Source organism: Joostella sp. CR20 (genome assembly GCF_038433465.1).
Taxonomy (GTDB): domain Bacteria; phylum Bacteroidota; class Bacteroidia; order Flavobacteriales; family Flavobacteriaceae; genus Galbibacter.
Genome location: NZ_JAESVF010000006.1, coordinates 17819 through 36144 on the forward strand (window position 1 = coordinate 17819; position 18326 = coordinate 36144).

The window sequence follows — 18326 nt, forward strand, 5'->3', positions numbered from 1 at the left end:
TACATTCTTTTTGAAAATGATTTAAACTGAAATTGAATAGGAATCTAAAATACGTAATATTATTTGATTACAGGCGAGGTTTTACTGTTGATAACTTCTTAAAATAATAAAGCACTCAAAAACAGTCAAATATTGATTTCTGAATATTTTTTGGAATCTAGTTTTGTAAAAATGTATAGTTTTGTACCGCTAAAACCCTACACTTGAAAGATACTTTTAGACATCAAGGAATGCGAAATAAGTTGGCAGAAACACTCCAAGAAAAAGGAATTTCTGACGTCAGAGTTTTGAATGCTGTTAAAAAAATACCACGCCATTTGTTTATGGATAGTAGTTTTGAAGACCACGCATATCAAGACAAAGCGTTTCCTATTGGTGCAAGTCAAACCATTTCTCAGCCCTATACTGTTGCTTTTCAAACCGAATTATTAAAGTTAAAACGAGGAAGCAAAATTTTAGAAATTGGTACAGGTAGTGGTTATCAAACAGCAATGTTGTTAGAGCTTGGAGCTTTAGTTTATACCATAGAAAGGCAAAAGGAGCTCTTCAAAAAAACCAATTTGTTTTTACCAAAATTGGGCTACAAACCAAAGCGAATTATTTTTGGCGATGGGTATAAAGGTTTACCTGCTGAAGCGCCTTTTGACGGAATTATAGTTACTGCGGGCGCGCCTTTTGTACCAAAACCTTTAATGGCTCAGTTAAAAGTAGGCGGGAGGTTAGTAATTCCTGTTGGAGATGCTGTACAAACCATGACGCTTTTCACCAGAAAATCGGCTAAAGAATTTGAAAAGCACGAGTTTGGAGAATTCAGATTTGTACCGCTGTTGGAGGATAAAAATTAACTTCAGAAAATAAATTAATTAAACGCCTTTTTAACTCTATCGAGGTTTCGTTTGTTATCTCTGTCTTTAATAGTTTCTCTTTTATCGTAAAGTTTTTTACCTTTTGCTAGCGCAACTTCCATTTTTGCAAGTCCTTTATCATTAATGAATAATCGTAAAGGAACGATGGTGTTTCCAGAAACTTTTACGGCTTTGTGCCACTTTTTAAGCTCACGTTTGTTGAGTAATAATTTACGTGCACTTTTTGGTTGATGATTAAAGTGTGTAGCGTGGGTGTATTCTTCAACCGTCATATTAATTACAAAAAGTTCTCCCTTTTCATTAAACTCACAAAAACTTTCAGTAATAGAAGCTCTACTTTGACGAATCGATTTTATTTCAGTTCCCGATAAAACAATACCAGCAACATACTTGTCTAAAATCTCATACTCAAAACGAGCTCTTTTATTCTTTATGTTTACATTATTCTGCATAAGCAACAAAAATACTAACATTCTTTGAAACATCCATAGCTATTTTTTAGGTTTGGTAGAATTTAAAAGTCGATGTAAAACGGAACAACTTTTGTTAGTAAAACAATATATTTGCGACGAATCTTTAAAAATTCTTATAAATGAAATTGTTTTCTGTTAGTTTACTCACTTTTATATCGGTTTTAATTTTTTCTTGTTCTACTGAAAAAACAGCGAAATCTATCATAGATGATACTATTGAAGCCTCTGGAATGAACACTTTAAACAACAAATATATTTCGTTTATTTTTAGAGGAAAGAAATACGACTCTTTTAGAAACAATGGATTTTTCGAACTCAAGCGAACTTCTATTGATAGTGTAGAAACTACCGATGTGTTAACCAATTCAAACTTTACAAGATTGGTTGATGGAGTGGCACAAAAACTAGCCGATACTACAGTGAATAAATACAAAAACAGCGTAAACTCGGTGCATTATTTTGCTTATTTACCTTACGGCCTAGATGGAGATGCTGTAAACAAAGAACTTTTAGGCGAAGTTGAAATAAACAATCAAAACTACTATAAAATTAAAGTTTGGTTTAATCAAGATGGTGGAGGTGAAGATTTTGAAGATGTCTTTATTTATTGGGTGAATACTGAAACTGATAAAATAGATTTCTTAGCCTACGAATATCACGTAAACGAAGGTGGAATGCGTTTTAGAGAAGCTTACAATCGTCGAACAATTGAAGGGATAGACTTTGTAGATTATAAAAACTATAAGCCCAAAAGTAATGATGCAAAGCTAGTAACGCTAGACAGCTTGTTTACAAATAATCAACTTGAGTTATTATCTACAATTGAGTTGCAAAATGTAACTGTTAATGATGCTAATTTATAGTAAGTAAATTTACCGAAACCACTTTTTGATTTACCAAGGTAACAATATAGAGATTCCCGTTGTTTTGGTCGTCGATATCTGGGTATACATCTTCTTGCAGTAAATTATTAACAAGCTTTGGTACGGTGTTGCTATGACCAACAACCAATATGTTTTCGTAACCTTCTTTAAATATTTTAAGTGTATTTAAATTTTCTGGTTCGTATTTAATAATGTCTAAATTATTGTTGTAAGCCGTTGGAGAAGCCGTTTCTATTGTCCTATTATAATCGGTTGAATAGATAGCATCAAATGTGATGTTCTTAAAAATATCACTCCATTTTTTAGCTCTTAATTGTCCTTTTTCAGTAAGCGAAGGGTTTTTATCTTCTGGATTTTCTCTATTTTTTTCTGCATGCCGAATGAAATAGAAGGTAGTAACATTTGGTTTTTCTGTTTCGTTTTCAGTTTTACAACTCAACAATGTTAAACAGGCTACTAGTATGGTGAAAATATATTTCATGATTTTAATAGGTTTCTTTTTCACTTCAAAAGTATAACTTTCCATTAGACCAGACTATTATTTTTTATTTCTGAAATTTAATTTTTGAATAACCGTATTGTTTCTTACAAAGATTAAAATGTCAGGTCGAGCGTAGTCGAAACCTTATTCATCGCTGTTTAACCAAATGACCTCTCGACTACGCTCGAGGTGACAGTGTATCGTGATAGATTACTTTCAAACTATTTTATTTTAATTCATTTTTAATTTTTCTTCTTATAAAACATAGTAAACACCTGTAAAACAGCTATTAAAGTAGCCTAATCTTCGTTTTTACAATTGATTTACATTTATTCAACTTAAAATTAACTATGTATTTCATCGAAAATATATGTTTTTAAACGATTATTATTTTTTATTTAATACATTTGGTATATGCAAAAATCAAAAAATTGACATGAAATTGATTTTGCAAGAATTAGATTTTAGGAAATACCCAAATGTTTTAAAATCGGAGACCTATGAAAAAAATTACTACTTATTTCGCTATTGCAACTTTATTATTTGTGTCCAACAGCTACAGTCAGAAGCTTAGCAAACCAACCTTGGCTTTTGATTATGCGTGTTTAAGTGCTTCTTTTAATAAGTTTGAAGCTAATTTTTCATTTACTGAAAAACCTTTTCAAGCAAACAATGTATTTTATGTAGAGTTGTCTGATAAAAACGGATCGTTTGATTCTCCTTCAGTATTAAAAACAATTAACGATCAAAATTACTCTTTTGAGTTTTTGACTTCATTTTCGCTGCCAACCAATGTTTATGGAGAGAATTATAAAATAAGATTAAGAGCAACTGCTCCTGCAATGGTGAGTGAGGCAACTGCAACCTTTGATGCATATTTTGTTCCAGACGAAAATTTGGTTTTAAATGATTATAAAGATGTGAGTTTATGCGAAACCTCTGGAGCTTTATTGCAATTAAATAATGATGTAGCAGAAGAGTATATTTGGTATAAAGATGGAAACATTTTAAAGTTGACTTCGGATAATTTTTTAAATGTTACCGAACCTGGGGAGTATTATGTTGAGCCTTATTACGGAAATTGCTCTGGAAGCATCTATTCTAATTTGGTAATTGTTACCAAAGGTGAAGATTTTAATGTGAGTATTTTGGGGAATAAAAGCATTGAGCCTTGTTCGGATTCTAACATTGTTTTGGAGGCTTCAATAGATAATGAAAACTATGTGTACACTTGGTTTAAAGACGAAGAAAAACTGACAGACTTTCCTGTATATGCTCCAAAAATCGAGCTTGAAAATTCAGCAGAAAATTTCGGTACGTATAGGGTAGAGGTTACAAATGATGGTGGTTGCACAACATCATCAACAGCAGTAAGTATTTTACAAAACAAATCGACCGTAGTTGAAGTTACTTCTCCTTTAAATGCTGTTATCATTGGAGACCATACTGCAACACTTTCTATCAAAACAAATAATAAAGGGGCAGAAATTCTGTGGTATAAAAACGGACAACCGTTAAAAAGCGGATTCAATACTGAAACCATAACCGTAGATGAACAAGGAGAATATTACGCTGAAGTTTCATCAAGCAATGCGTGTGAAGGCTCTATCAAATCGCCTAGTTTTAAAATCTTCGAGCCTGTATCTTTTTCAGCAAAAATAGAACCACAAACACCGTATCATGCGTGTCAAGTTCAACAAACTACTTTGAAGTTAACTTCCTTAAAAGGGACTTTAAGTAATGGTGATATAATTACAATTCAAGATGATTTTTTCCATAATTTTAATATGAAATGGATAAAAGACGGAACTCCTTTAAAGACTTCAACGATTGCTATTCCATTAACTTATACTGATAACGGAAACTATCAATTTGAAGTTACTTATAAAGACAAAACGTATAAATCAAACACTCAAGAAGTTGTTTTAGGACTTCCAGATGTAGCTTTGACAATTGAAAAAAATATAAGCTGTACAGATCCAAACGGACTTTTACAGGTTACAGAAATTGAAGGAGCCGAGTATAAGTGGTTTTTAAATAATGATTTGGTTGCTACAACTACAAACAATTTGTTATCGGTTACTGCGGAAGGAAATTATACTGTAGATGTTAGTTTTAAAGGATGCGTGGTAAGTTCGTCTACGGTAACTTTAGAGCAAAACACCGATGATTTGATTGCTATTTATCCGGGAGAACAAATTACCATTGTTCAAGATCGTACGGTTGAAGCAACTGCAACTGGTGCCGATAGCTATGAGTGGGTGGATTCCGAAGGAAATATTCTTAGTACGAGTGCTACATTTTCTATTTCAAAAGAAGGAGTTTACACTTTATTTGCCAAAATAGGAGCGTGTACCATCGAAAAAACAGTAAGAGTAAATTCGAATGATGTAGTGGAAATTCCGAATGTAATTAGTCCAAACGACGATTCTGTAAACGATAAATGGGTGCTTCCACAAAAATTTATTAACGACCCAGAGGTGGAGGTTGTAATATGCGATGCGTATGGTTCAACTGTCTTAAAAACAAATAAATACGAAAATAATTGGCCTAATTCAGCAGTACAAACAACTATAGAAATGCCTGTTTTCTATTATTTTGTTAACAAAAAAGGTAAGAATATTAAAAAAGGTAGTATTACATTAGTGAACTGAAACTAAAATTAACCCCAAATTAGTTTAGTTCCGTATGACGAAAAGAAACCTGCTTACTATTGGTATGCTCTTAGCTACCTATGTGCTATTTTCTCAGGTGGAAAATACTAGCGCCATTGTCGATTGGAGGCAACACAACCTTACCAAATACAATAAGTTTTTAGTAAACCCAACATATAGCTTTGTAAGAAACGATACAAAAGCGGTGAGTTTTTGGAGTAGAATTCAATGGACTGGAATTGAGAATTCTCCGCAAACCTATTTAATAAGCTATTCGGGGCGTGTAAGTAAAAACTCTGGTGCGGGACTTGGTTTGTATCAACAAAACCTAGGATTACTTGTAGATTCTGGATTGATTTTAAACTATGCTTATGGCGCAAAGTTTTCTGAAGCCGTTACCATGACTTTCGGTTTAAACACAACACTTTTTCGTCGAGGCTTAAACAAAGGTGCTATAAGTTCTACCGATCCAGATCCTGTTGTTTTAGAAAATCAAGACGACTTTTTGATGCTTGTGATGCCAGGAATTAATTTATCAATACATAGTTTTGATGTTGGTTTTTATGCTGAAAATATCTTCGATTATAACTTTAACGATTCGAATACTGTTACTGATTTTTCAGATAAAATATTTTCAGGGCAAATAGGTTATACCAAGTCTTTTGACAATGCCATAGGGTTTATGGAAGATGCGCAATGGCGAAATTTAGTCTACGGAAAAACCCAACCCAATGAAGATTTTCAATTCGGATTCAACTCCATGATTGATTTGCCTTACACAGGTTGGTTACAAGCAGGGTACAACACAACTTTTGGTATTTCTGGAGGTGTTGGAGTTAAAATTGGCGACGGAATTAGCATTGGAGTTGTTTATGAAACAGGAACAACCAAGAGTAATAACGCATTTGGAGCAACCTACGAAGCTATCGCAACTATTGAATTGGGTCCTCGAAAAATGCGTAAAAATCCTGCGCCAAGTGGTGGTAAAGCCACCGTTTCTAAAAATGTAAATGAAGAGGCGTATATTACTTCGGAAGAAATTAGAAGAAGACGCGAAGAAGCTTCCGATAGAATTGCCAACGAACCAATTACTACAACTACGGAAGTTGCAGTAGCAGAAACTACAGATGATGCTACTTCAAAATATGCAATGTATGGAGGAGAAGTTTCAAAAACTGAAACTGAAACTGAAACAAATGAAAATACTTCGGAAGAAAATATAGTTGTTGAAAACAAACCTGAAAGCGATAAGCAAAGTATTTCAGAAGAAACTACTACAGCTTCAGCAATAGCTGTTCAGCAAAGTAAAGCAGAAGTTATTGAAGAAGAAAAAACTTTAACTGAAGAAACAACTGTAGTTGAAAATCAACCTTCAGCAGAAGATAATAATTTACCAACTACAACTGCTGAAACTGAAACCTCATATGCTGTTTATGGTGGGGAGCAGGCGAAAGAAACTGAGAAAACTTTATCCGAAGAAGTAGAACGAAAAGCAACAGTAACATCAGAAGAAGGCGTAAAACTTTACGATGCGGATGCCGAAGATTATGCGAAAGAGGCGCAAGCAAGTTTTAATGCAAATGTAGCTTCTAGTGAAGAAGAAGTTCAGCAAGCAGAAAACCCTTCAGTAGAAAAAACAACAGCACAAACAGAAGCTGATAAAATTGAAGCTGAATATCAAGAATTCCTAAGAAAATCGGATTCATTAGCACAAACAATAGATACTAAGACAATCGATTCGACTGCGGTTACCAACGAAATTTTTGGCGAAGATGTAAGTTACAAAACCATTAATAGTGCGCCTGGCGTTGAAAAAGGATTTTATTTGGTAGTAAATGTATTCTCTCAAAAACATTATTTCGATAGGTTTTTAAACAAGCTAAAAAGCAATGGTTTTGAACCAGAATATTTTGTAAACCCAGAAAATAATTATTACTATGTTTATTTATACAAAGCAAATCGTTATCTTACGATAAAAAGTTTGCAACGTAATAATGTAAACAATACATATTTTGATGATAAATGGGTGTTGTGGGTGAAGTAAAATTTACAAGCTCTCTTACCAAAAGCATCATAAAAGCCTTTCATAATAGATAGATAGATAGATAGATAAAAAATGTAAGGCTTGGCCCCTAAAGGTTTTTTCCGATAGGGGCCTTTTTTTTAAAGCTGTTTTCCGTTTAAAACTACCGTATCGATGTTGTTATTTCCAAAATCGTAAGGTAAATATCCGTACGAAGGAATTTCTTTAGTAATTATAAAATTTGCTTTTTTTCCTTTGGTAATACTTCCGTGAGTTTCAGAAAGTCCCATTGCGTAGGCACCGTTAATCGTAGCCGCATTAATAGCTTCTTCTGGAGTAATTCTCATTTTTATACAAGCCGTTGCAACCACCAAATTCATATTTCCGCTAGGCGAAGACCCCGGATTGTAGTCGGTTGCAAGTGCAAATGGGAGTCCGCCATCAATCATCTTACGAGCAGGTGCATACGGAATACTCAAAAAGTAGGAGCAAAGCGGTAAACCTACGGGCATGGTATTGGTGTTTTTTAGTGCTTCGATATCTTGCTCTTGCATAATCTCCAAATGGTCTACACTTAAAGCGTTGTGTTTTACAGCAGCTTTAACACCACCAATAGCATTAAATTGGTTTACATGTACTTTTGGTGTAAGTCCGTACGATTTTGCTGCTTCGAGAATAGCTTCCATATCGGCTACAGAAAAGTAACCTTCCTCACAAAATACGTCAATATATTCTGCTAAATTCTCTTTTGTAACTTGCGGTAAGATGTGCTCAATAATTTCTCTTACATAAGCATCTTTATTGGTTTTGAATTCAGCAGGAACAGCATGCGCACCCAAAAATGTACTTTTAATAGCAATAGGGTATTCGTTTTGCAACCTCTTTATCACGCGTAACATTTTGAGTTCTGCATCGGCAGTGAGACCGTAGCCACTTTTAATTTCAACCGCACCTGTACCGAGTTGCATTACAGCTTCCAAACGACTTTTAGATTGTTGGTATAATTCTTCTTCGGAAGTGTTTGCGAGCGTCTTTGCAGAATTTAAAATTCCGCCACCTTTATTTGCAATTTCTTCGTAGGTGAGTCCGTTAATTCGGTCTACAAATTCTTGTTCCCGATTTCCAGCGTAAACAATATGTGTATGACTATCACACCAAGAAGGTAAAATTATTTTTCCTGAAACATCTATGATTTTGTCTGCTTCAATTGCCGTAGCATTTTTCATTTCTCCAAAATCAATAATTGTATCATTTTCTATCAGCAGAAAAGCATTTTTAAGTGTTGGAAGTGTTCTCATATATTTCCCACTCACTTTATCAGTTTTTTCTTCTCTAACTTGTAATAATTCTTTTATATTTATGTATAAAGACCTCATAATATTAATTTGAGCGTTAAAGGTATTAAAACATTTAGGATAGCACTTTTTTATACTGTAATTTTGTAGTGAATTAAGCAAACTATCCCCCATACTTATTAAATAATTATTTCAAACAAATCTATAGAGGCATTAAAACACTTGTTTTAGTGGCTTTATTGAAGAAAAAGATTTAGAAATAACATAATAATTTAGCATGAACAAAGGTATTTATATTGCAACTTTAGAGTCTGATAGTGGAAAATCGTTGGTAACTCTCGGTTTAATGCGAACACTTCTCGGAAAAACAGCTAAAGTTGGATACTTTCGTCCTATAATTAGTGAGGACAGAAAAGGAGGGAAAGACAACCATATATCAACAGTACTTTCATATTTTGGAGTCGATTTAGCGTATGAAGATGCGTATGCTTTTACACGTAACGAAGTAATTCAGAAGCGAAACAAAGGAAAATCGGGAGAGATTATCGATACGATTATCCAAAAGTACAAACGTTTGGAAGAGCGTTTTGATTTTATTTTGGTTGAAGGTTCTGACTTTTCTGGAGAAGGAAGTGTATTTGAATTTGACGTAAATGTGTTAATTGCCAAAAACTTAGGATTACCAGCTATATTGGTGGCTAGCGGTGTTAACAAATCTAAAGAAGATTTAGCTGGAAGTATGCAATTGGCCTATCATTCATTCATCAATAAAGATGTAAATGTAATGGCATTAATTGCCAATAAAATTACGCCAGATAATCTTTCCGTAGCAAAACAAGTTTTAAAAGATTTTCTTCCTACTGACGTTGAAGTTTTTGCTGTGCCAAGTATTGAAACGCTTGCACACCCTACAATAAAAGAAATTGTTGAAGAGTTAGACGGAAAAGTATTGTTTGGAAAAGAGTTTCTAGATAATCAAACGGGGAGTTTTGGTGTAGGAGCGATGCAACTTAGAAATTATATTACCAAATTAAAACACAACAGTTTGGTAATTACTCCTGGAGATAGAGCCGATATTATTTTGGGCGCTCTTCAAGCAAATATTTCGAGTAATTATCCGCGAGTTTCGGGGATTATTTTAACGGGAGGATTAATTCCCGAAGAACCTATTTTGAAACTTATCGATGGATTGTCGCAAGTAGTGCCAATTGTTTCTGTTGAAGGAGGAACTTTCAATGTTACCAATCAGGTTGGAAGTATTAAATCGAATATCTATGCCGATAGTATTCCGAAGATAGAAACTTCCATAAGTACTTTTGAAAAATATGTATCGATTGAAACCCTTGCCGAACGTTTAATCAACTTTAAACCGAAAGGAATTACACCGCGTATGTTTCAGTACGGTTTGGTTACAAAAGCACGTCAAGAGAAAAAACGAATTGTACTACCAGAAGGAACTGACGACCGAATTTTACAAGCCACAGCACGTTTGTTGGCAATAGATATTGTAGATATTACACTTTTGGGAGAAGAGACTAAGATTGTAGAAAAAATTGCAAATTTAGGACTTCAAGTAGATGTGAGTAAAATAGAAATTATCAATCCAGCAACTTCGAAATATTTTGAAGATTATGCCGAAACATTTTACGAACTTCGCAAGCACAAAAATGTAAATATGGACATTGCTCGCGATTGGATGACCGATGTTTCTTACTACGGAACCATGATGATTTACAAAGGTCATGCCGACGGGATGGTATCTGGAGCGGTTCACACCACACAACACACCATTCGTCCGGCCTTACAGTTTATCAAAACAAAGCCAGGAGTGTCTGTAGTTTCGTCTATCTTTTTTATGTGTTTGGAAGACCGTGTTTCTATTTTTGGCGATTGTGCTATCAATCCAAATCCAACAGCAGAAGAATTGGTAGAAATTGCAATTTCATCTGCCGATAGTAGCAAAGCCTTCGGAATAGAACCGAAAATAGCGATGTTATCATATTCTTCTGGAACATCTGGAAAAGGAGCCGATGTGGATAGAGTTCGAAAAGCAACCGAATTAATAAAAGAAAAACGTCCAGATTTAAAAGTAGAAGGACCAATACAATACGATGCTGCCGTAGATATTACGGTAGGGAAAAGTAAATTACCAGACTCTGAAGTAGCTGGACAAGCAAGTGTTTTAATTTTTCCTGATTTGAATACAGGAAACAACACTTACAAAGCAGTGCAAAGAGAAACTGGAGCATTGGCAATTGGACCAATGTTGCAAGGCTTAAACAAACCTGTAAACGATTTGAGTAGAGGATGTACGGTAGACGATATTTTTAACACCGTAATCATTACTGCAATTCAGGCACAAGGACTGTAAATAAGAAAGAAAATCTCATTTAGAGAAACCATATATTAAGAGAAAAAAGTAACTGTACGAAACATTTAAAGCTAAAATGAAAAAAATATTAGTCATCAATTCTGGAAGTTCCTCTATTAAATTTAAACTGATAAAAATGCCAGGAGAACTGGTTGTAGCTTCTGGTTTGGTGGAAGCAATTGGTTTGGAGAATGCAGCACTTCATTATAAATCTAAAAAAATGAATTTTTCTGAAACCATGCCTATCGAGAGTCACGAAGTTGGTTTGAAGAAGATTGCGGCAATGCTTTTAGATGAAGAAAAAGGAGCGATTAAAAGTATTGAAGATATTGATGCAATAGGGCATAGAGTTGTGCACGGAGGAAAAGATTTTGCAGAAACTATTGTAATTGATGATAAAGTAAAAAGTACCATCAAAAGACTTTTTTCGTTAGCGCCGCTACACAATCCTCATAATTATACAGGGATTCAAGTTGCAGAAGAAGTTTTTCCGAACACAGTTCAAATTGCTGCTTTTGATACTGCTTTTCATCAAACGCTTCCAGAAAAAGCGCATCGTTATGCTATTCCGAAGGAATTATTAAATGAAAATAAAATTCGTGTGTATGGTTTCCATGGAACTAGCCATAAATATGTTTCGGAGAAGGCTAAGGATTTTATCAGTAAAAAGAAATCAAAACTTATTACGGTACACTTAGGTAACGGATGCAGTATTACCGCTGTAAAAAACGGAAAAAGTATCGACCATTCAATGGGATTTGCTCCTGTAAACGGACTCATAATGGGGACGCGTAGTGGAGATATCGACCAGTCTATTATTTTTTATATGGTGAATACACTTGGTTATGATTTAGATGAAGTCAATAATATTTTGCATAAGAAAAGTGGAATGTTAGGACTTACTGGATATAGCGATTTACGTGTTATTGAAGAAAAAGCTGAAGCAGGCGACAGCGAATGTCAAATGGCTTTAGAAATGAATGCCTACCGTATTAAAAAGTATATTGGTGCTTATGCAGCAGCTTTGAATGGGGTAGATGCCATTGTGTTTACTGCAGGAATAGGAGAGAACAGTAGTGTGCTTAGAAAACTTATTTGTGACGATATGAGTTATTTAGGGATTGAACTAGAAGATTATAAAAACAACGTTCGATCGTCTGAAAACAGAATAATAAGTAAAGAAACATCTAAAGTTTTAGTGTTAGTAATTCCAACGCAAGAAGAACTCGAAATTGCAAAAGATTGTTATGGGTTGATAAGTTAAAATAAAAAAGCCTCGTTTTAAACGAGGCTTTTTTATTGACTATTTTAAAATCCACATTTCTCCATTTATAGTATCTCCATTCGGAAATTGTCTATTGATAGCAGTGGTTAAGTTTTCGCTATTATTTGTAGCTTCATTGGCAGGATACATCCATCTAGTTGGAATATTCCCACTGTTTAAAATTCCTGCGCCATTGGTATTGAATTCTGGAAAACCAGTTCTTCTTTGTTCAAAGAAAATTTGCCAACCAGTATTTAAAAACATCGCGATGTGTTTTTGTGTTAAAATTGATTTAATTTCATTTCCGTTATTTAACTGAATTTTAGAATTGTTTAAATACGCATCGGTATCAGTAATGTTATAAAAGTTTAAGGAAGCTTCAATTCCTTTTTTATAATGCTCATCTGTTGAAGAATTGATCCACCCACGTACAGAGGCTTCGGCTAAAATAAATTCTAATTCAGCATAACTCATCAGCAAACTTGGTTCGTTTTCTGGATCGGTAAAATAACGTGGGTGAACTCTAGAAGCTTCACCACTTACAGCTTTAGATACATTTTCATTTAAATCTCCGCTGCCGTACAAACCTCCGTAAGCATCAAAATCTGTTTCAGATAAATTACTTGCGCTCGATTTTTTTTCAGCAAAAACAAATAATCTTGGATCTTCAAAATCTTGTAACCTTGCAACAAAACTTTCTTCTAAATAATAAGCAGTTTGTAGGTCGTTATCATTTTGTAGCGGGTATCTGTTATTTTGAATGTTATAAAAATGCAGTGCTCCATTATCTTCATTAGTTTCCATCAGCGGATATTTTGAAGGATTGCTGAAGATTTCGTTAAATCTGCTTTTGATGTTTAAATCGGAGTCTGCTTCTTTCTTTGATAAATTCATCAAAACTCTTAAGTAGTATGAATTGATTAGCTTGCGCCACTTTAATTTATCTCCGCCATAAACTACATCTCCAAGAATGGTTTCGTTATTATTAATTAATTGATCGGAAGCCGTTTTAAGGTCGTTCAACACTTTTAAATAAATCGATTTTTGGGTATCGTATGCAGGTGTGTAATTTCCTTCGTCGGCATTGATAGCTTCTGTGTATGGAACATCGCCGAAGGTTTCTGTCAATGAAACGATAAAATACGAATTAAAAAACTTTGCCAGTATTTGGTAAACTTCAACATCAGTTCTAATCGATTCTTCTGTCATTTTACGAACCTGCTTTAAATCGTCGTAAATTGCATAGCTCGATCTTTGCCAATTGTAATATTGGTTAGAATTTACACCGTTTGTGTAAGCCAAATATCTCGAAGCCAAACCAGCACTTAAACTAATGTTGTTAAAAGCTGCTGTTTCTACATTGGTTAAAATAAGTTCTGGACTTACATTAGTTGCTCTATTTTCATCGTCTTGTAAGTCTTCTGTTTTACTACAACTTACAAGCAAAACAGTTAGTAAAAGAAGTAAAGTATATTTAGTGTTTTTCATTTTTTTAGAATTTTGCGTTGATATTAAATCCTATATTTCTAGTAGATGGCGCTTGTAGATTGTCGGTTCCTGAGTCTGGATCTACATTTGGAATGTCTGAAGACAACCATAAGTTTCTACCAACTAACGAAAGACTTAAATCGGTAAAAGGAGTGCTGTTTAAAACACTTTCTCCGAAGTTATAAGTTAACGTAACCTCTCTAAGTTTTATAAATGTTTCTTTGTAATAATGGTAATTCCTATTTTGACCATTACTTGTAGTTTGCATAAAATTGATGTAATTAACAGGAACATCGTTTGGTGCATAGGTACGCGTATCGCTAGTTATATTTCCGTTAACGTCGTAGGTAACTTCTCCGCTAACCACTTTTACACCTGGCGCGATGTATGTACTTTCTCCATTATTAGCATCATCTCGATATTGGTTTACAGTTCCAGGAGAAGTACCTCCCCACCACATTTTTTGATTGGTTGATGAGTACATGAGTCCTCCTATACGACCATCGAATAAGAATGACAGATTAAAGTTTTTATAGTTTATGTTGTTTGAGATACCGTAAGTCCAATCTGGCTCGTCATAGCCAATATATCTACTATATGGATCAACTACAGGGAAACCATTTTCATAGATAACTTCACCGTTTTCGTTAGTTTGGTAAACAGAGGCGTAAATCTCATCGGTACGATCTCCAACATTGATAAATCCTTCTGTTTGCTCTTTATTCCCATAAATTTCTTCTTGGTATCTTCTGTATTTACTTAAATTGATTTGCGTATCCCATCTAAAGTTTTCATTTCTTACAGGAGTAACATCCAAGGTAAATTCAACTCCTTTTCTTTTATAAACATCTCCGTTTAGTAAGAGACTGTTATACCCAGATGTTTCAGAAATTGGACTGTAAATTAAATTGTTGTAATCTCTAGACTGGTAGTAGGCAAAGTCAAACCCGATGCGGTTATTGAAAAAACGAAGGTAGGTACCTACTTCCCAAGTGTCTGAAGTTTCTGGTTTTAAATTTTGTGCTAGTAAAGAACTCCCAAAATATGCTGAAGGAGTTCCGTTCCAACTAGTTCCTTTTTCGTATGCTTGAATATGACTGTACGGATCGTTTTCGTCAATTTTTCCTTCGGAAACTCTAGACCAAGAACCTCTTAGTTTTGCAAATGAAGTCCATGAAGGTAAATCGAATAAAGTAGAAAGTACTACCGAACCCGAAATAGAAGGGTAGAAGAAGGAGTTGTTACTTTCTGGAAGTGTAGAAACCTTGTCATTTCTACCAGTGAAAGTTAGATAGAAAGCATCATAAAACTCCAAATCTACAAACCCATAAAAACTATGAATGGTTTCTTTTTCAAGTAAATTTTCACCAAAAAGGGTACTTCCTGAGTTGTTATCTAAATTATAAAACCCTGGAATGTTTAATCCATCGGTAGCCGATTGATGAAATGTGTAGTTTCTGTAGTAGTTTGAGTAAGCTACTTCAGCATTAATAGAAATGTCTTCCGTTAAGTCGTTGTTATATTTAAATCCTAAATCGCTCGTAATATCAAAATAATTAGTGTCTTGTAGCGAGAAATTTCCTCTCGATTTATCTCCGTATCCAATGTAACTTTTAGGTTCTTTGTAAGTTCGGTACAAGCTATAAACATTCACACCACTACGTCCTTTAAAACTTAATTGTGGCGTTATTTTATATTCAAAACTTACATTTCCAAATACATTGTCTTTATTATATCCTCTTAAGTATTCGTATGCCTGAAAATAAGGATTGTTATAGTAAGAAACGTTGAAGTGTCTTTGTTGATAACCTTCTTCGCCTTCTCTCCAATAGTTTTTTAGGTCGTTTACATCAACATCAACACCAGTCCATAAAATAAGGTTATAAAGGTAATTGGTTGGGCCGTAACCTACTTCTGGAAAATTTTTTGTGTATTGTTTATTGTAGGTTAAGGTAGAATTGATGTTGAATTTTTCTGAAGGATTTAAAGATCCTCCAACAGTAAACGAAGTATTTTTCAGGTCGGTATTTGGTACGATTCCTTTTTGATACACATTAGAAATCGACATGCGGTAGCTAGCTTTATCGCTTCCCCAATCAACACTAACATTGTTTGATTGAATAATTCCTGTTCTGAAGAAATTCTCGATATTATCTTTTCCTCTAGACACGTATGGAATAGGAATTAATTCGCCAGTATTTGGGTCGACAGGACTGTTGTACTGAGGCGTTTCGAAATATCCGCTAGGAGTAGAAGGATCAATTTGGTCTAGCTTTGGTCCCCAAATCCATCCACCACCTTCGGTACCAGATCCACTTCCGTTAATAAATGCGTAGTTTCCTTGGTTACCATTTCCGTAGGTAGTTTGCACCTCTGGAACTCTAGTGAATGAAGGTTGAAACATTGTCGAATTATTGGCAGTAACAGTAAGTCTACCTTTTTTACCTTTTTTGGTGGTAATCATAATCGCACCATTTCTACCAACAGAACCGTATAGAGCAGATGCCGTAGCCCCTTTTAAAACACTGATGTTTTCAATATCATCAGCATTTACTTTCCAAATATCTGTTGTTCGGTCTGGAATACCATCAATCACTAATAACGGACTCGCACCACGTAGGTTGATTTCTGGATTCTGAAATAAATCTGTTGAATTTTTAACTGTTAATCCAGCTACTTTACCCGAAAGAGAATTTACAAAGTTTGGTTCTTTTGCTTTCTCTAAACTTTCTCCGTCAACTTCTTGAACGGCATATCCAAGTGCTTTTTTCTCTTTTTTAATTCCTAAAGCTGTTACTACAACTTCACTTAATTGCTCTGTATTTTCTTGTAAAACAACATTGATAGTAGTTTGGTTATTTACAGCAATATTTTGCACTAAAAACCCAATGTATGAAAACACGAGGGTGTCGGTATCTAAAGCTTCAATTTCATAATTTCCATCAAAGTCGGTTACTGTTCCTTTTTGTGTATTTGCAATGCTAACGCTCACGCCCCCCAGAGGTACGTCATTAACATCTGTTATGGTACCTCGAATGATTTCTTGAGAAAAACCAAGCGCTGTAAGGCAACCAAATAATAATAAGGTAATTGTTTTTTTCATGTGTTTGTTTTCTTGTTTTAATGGTCACATGGAACCGTAAACGATTAAAATTAATATCGAGCAAAGTTTTCTTGCTGATATATTCAAATCACTTAGGCTTCCTTTTTAGTTTAGTTATTTTAGTATCCAGGTATTTAATGTGTTGTTCTTTGTTTTTAAAACCACTTTGTAAAAGTCACTTGGGATATCTTTTGTGTTAATGCTGAATTTTTCTGCTGAAAGCTTTGTTTTTCCTACACTTATGTAGTTGTCCTTTCCTCCAGAATTAAATTGGTTTGTAGTGCTTATTAATATTTCAGCTTCTTCGTTGCTATTTGAAATATTATTCCATTGAAGATTGATGGTGTTTTTCTTTTTTGAACCTTTTAAATTAATGGCATCTACTGGAGTTATTAATGAAACTCCATCCCACTCGTACTGAGTGTCCTCAGGAACTTCAATATTTAAAAAGTCTGTTAGCGTAGGTAAAATATCAACTATCCCAGGAGTATAGTTTTTAAAATATTCATTCGTGTTTTTATAATTGGTAGCAATCCAAGTACTGCGTTCTCTGTAAGTTTGACCTCCGTGATGTTTACCATCTTTTTCCGATCTACCGTGGTCTGTAGTAATAACAAGTAACCACTCTTCATCGGTATTTGCTTCTCTGTATTCTACAGCTTCTAAAACCTTTCCAATAAGTTCATCTTCAAAAGTAATAGCATCGTACAGTTGTTTACTGTCACCATATCCATGACCCATATCATCTGAAAATTCTAAATAAACCCAACTCAAATCAGGTGCATTTTCTTTGATGTAATCTGCTGCTTTTGTAGCTACTTTAGTGTCGATATTTTTAATAAATTGTCGTGCTTTATCGTGTGGAAAGTTTACCGTATCCAATTCAAAACCGTCAAAAGCAAAATCTACTTTTATGTTTCTAGTAGCTTCTAAATTTTCCCCAACAAGTTTTGTGCGGTTGTCTAACCAAGTTGAAAATATAGCTGTCTTTTTGGCTGGATATTGGTCTTTAAACAATCTGTAAATAGTAGGGTAGTTGTAATTTGGTTTTTTTATACTATTACCAAATACATTGTGTTTATGTACCCAAGTACCTGTAAGTAAACTGTTGTATCCAACTGCAGAAATTGTTGGTGTTTCTGTGTAGGTATCTTTTCCGCCACCTACATAAGCTTCTGTAAAACTCCCTATATCTTTTAACTTATCTAAGTTTGGGGTGGCAGTTTTCTCAAGCATATCTGGTGCAATACCATCAACAATAATAAAAACTGCTTTTTTGTTTTGAGCAACAGTTATACTTGTAATTGCGAAACAAAGTATAACAAGTTGTTTTTTTAAATTCATTTTGTGTTTTTTTAAGTTTTTTGGCTGAGGTAAAATTATTTTATTGAATTATAAATTGAATGAACGTTCAATTAATAAAA

At 34.2% G+C, this 18326-nt stretch carries 12 protein-coding genes; 6 read left to right on the forward strand and 6 right to left on the reverse strand.

Going from position 1 to position 18326, the window contains the following annotated elements; translation table 11 throughout:
- Window positions 1–203 precede the first annotated feature (203 nt).
- On the forward strand, window positions 204–845 hold the full coding sequence (locus tag JMA43_RS09290; protein ID WP_342156222.1) for a protein-L-isoaspartate(D-aspartate) O-methyltransferase: 642 nt from the start codon (window positions 204–206) through the stop codon (window positions 843–845).
- A gap of 14 nt (window positions 846–859) precedes the next feature.
- On the opposite strand, the gene smpB is transcribed toward JMA43_RS09290, so the two are convergent.
- Entirely contained in the window at window positions 860–1318 is a 459-nt protein-coding gene (gene smpB, locus JMA43_RS09295) for an SsrA-binding protein SmpB (RefSeq protein ID WP_342156386.1), read from the reverse strand.
- A 140-nt stretch (window positions 1319–1458) separates the two neighbouring features.
- Here smpB and JMA43_RS09300 point away from each other — a divergent pair, with 140 nt between their 5' ends.
- On the forward strand, window positions 1459–2202 hold the full coding sequence (locus JMA43_RS09300; protein ID WP_342156223.1) for a DUF6503 family protein: 744 nt from the start codon (window positions 1459–1461) through the stop codon (window positions 2200–2202).
- Here the strand turns inward: JMA43_RS09300 and JMA43_RS09305 are convergent.
- Window positions 2192–2749 carry a phosphoglycerate mutase family protein gene (locus JMA43_RS09305; protein WP_342156224.1) on the reverse strand — a complete coding sequence of 186 codons (558 nt, stop codon included), beginning with the start codon at window positions 2747–2749 and terminating at the stop codon, window positions 2192–2194. The genes JMA43_RS09300 and JMA43_RS09305 overlap by 11 nt on opposite strands.
- Window positions 2750–3204: 455 nt before the next feature.
- Here JMA43_RS09305 and JMA43_RS09310 point away from each other — a divergent pair, with 455 nt between their 5' ends.
- Window positions 3205–5358, forward strand: coding sequence for a T9SS type B sorting domain-containing protein (locus JMA43_RS09310; RefSeq protein WP_342156225.1), 2154 nt, complete (start codon window positions 3205–3207; stop codon window positions 5356–5358).
- 34 nt (window positions 5359–5392) lie between these two features.
- Complete coding sequence (locus JMA43_RS09315; RefSeq protein ID WP_342156227.1) at window positions 5393–7402, forward strand: PorP/SprF family type IX secretion system membrane protein; 2010 nt, start codon at window positions 5393–5395, stop codon at window positions 7400–7402.
- 119 nt (window positions 7403–7521) lie between these two features.
- Here JMA43_RS09315 and hutI read toward each other — a convergent pair whose 3' ends face one another.
- Window positions 7522–8757: an imidazolonepropionase gene (gene hutI, locus JMA43_RS09320; protein WP_342156229.1), complete on the reverse strand. Its 1236-nt coding sequence runs from the start codon at window positions 8755–8757 to the stop codon at window positions 7522–7524.
- 196 nt (window positions 8758–8953) lie between these two features.
- On the opposite strand from hutI, the gene pta reads away from it, so the two are divergent.
- Both pta and JMA43_RS09330 read left to right on the forward strand, forming a co-directional pair.
- Complete coding sequence (gene pta / locus JMA43_RS09325) at window positions 8954–11047, forward strand: phosphate acetyltransferase (RefSeq protein ID WP_342156230.1); 2094 nt, start codon at window positions 8954–8956, stop codon at window positions 11045–11047.
- 76 nt (window positions 11048–11123) lie between these two features.
- Window positions 11124–12311 (forward strand): acetate/propionate family kinase, encoded by a 1188-nt coding sequence (locus JMA43_RS09330; RefSeq protein WP_342156231.1) that lies wholly within the window; start codon window positions 11124–11126, stop codon window positions 12309–12311.
- 39 nt (window positions 12312–12350) lie between these two features.
- On the opposite strand, the gene JMA43_RS09335 is transcribed toward JMA43_RS09330, so the two are convergent.
- From JMA43_RS09335 to JMA43_RS09345, 3 genes are all read right to left on the reverse strand, one after another.
- Window positions 12351–13799 (reverse strand): SusD/RagB family nutrient-binding outer membrane lipoprotein, encoded by a 1449-nt coding sequence (locus tag JMA43_RS09335; RefSeq protein WP_342156233.1) that lies wholly within the window; start codon window positions 13797–13799, stop codon window positions 12351–12353.
- Between the two features lie 4 nt (window positions 13800–13803).
- Entirely contained in the window at window positions 13804–16902 is a 3099-nt protein-coding gene (locus JMA43_RS09340) for a SusC/RagA family TonB-linked outer membrane protein (RefSeq protein WP_342156234.1), read from the reverse strand.
- 114 nt (window positions 16903–17016) lie between these two features.
- Window positions 17017–18246, reverse strand: coding sequence for an alkaline phosphatase family protein (locus JMA43_RS09345; protein ID WP_342156235.1), 1230 nt, complete (start codon window positions 18244–18246; stop codon window positions 17017–17019).
- Window positions 18247–18326 lie beyond the last annotated feature (80 nt).

What these genes read in the sequence shown, in the direction of transcription:
- JMA43_RS09345 (WP_342156235.1), bottom strand. Translation starts at nt 18,246, where the DNA reads ATGAATTTAAAAAAACAACTTGTTATACTTTGTTTCGCAATTACAAGT.
- JMA43_RS09330 (WP_342156231.1), top strand. Translation starts at nt 11,124, where the DNA reads ATGAAAAAAATATTAGTCATCAATTCTGGAAGTTCCTCTATTAAATTT.
- JMA43_RS09300 (WP_342156223.1), top strand. Translation starts at nt 1,459, where the DNA reads ATGAAATTGTTTTCTGTTAGTTTACTCACTTTTATATCGGTTTTAATT.
- hutI (WP_342156229.1), bottom strand. Translation starts at nt 8,757, where the DNA reads ATGAGGTCTTTATACATAAATATAAAAGAATTATTACAAGTTAGAGAA.
- JMA43_RS09310 (WP_342156225.1), top strand. Translation starts at nt 3,205, where the DNA reads ATGAAAAAAATTACTACTTATTTCGCTATTGCAACTTTATTATTTGTG.
- JMA43_RS09305 (WP_342156224.1), bottom strand. Translation starts at nt 2,749, where the DNA reads ATGGAAAGTTATACTTTTGAAGTGAAAAAGAAACCTATTAAAATCATG.
- smpB (WP_342156386.1), bottom strand. Translation starts at nt 1,318, where the DNA reads ATGCAGAATAATGTAAACATAAAGAATAAAAGAGCTCGTTTTGAGTAT.
- JMA43_RS09340 (WP_342156234.1), bottom strand. Translation starts at nt 16,902, where the DNA reads ATGAAAAAAACAATTACCTTATTATTATTTGGTTGCCTTACAGCGCTT.
- pta (WP_342156230.1), top strand. Translation starts at nt 8,954, where the DNA reads ATGAACAAAGGTATTTATATTGCAACTTTAGAGTCTGATAGTGGAAAA.
- JMA43_RS09315 (WP_342156227.1), top strand. Translation starts at nt 5,393, where the DNA reads ATGACGAAAAGAAACCTGCTTACTATTGGTATGCTCTTAGCTACCTAT.
- JMA43_RS09335 (WP_342156233.1), bottom strand. Translation starts at nt 13,799, where the DNA reads ATGAAAAACACTAAATATACTTTACTTCTTTTACTAACTGTTTTGCTT.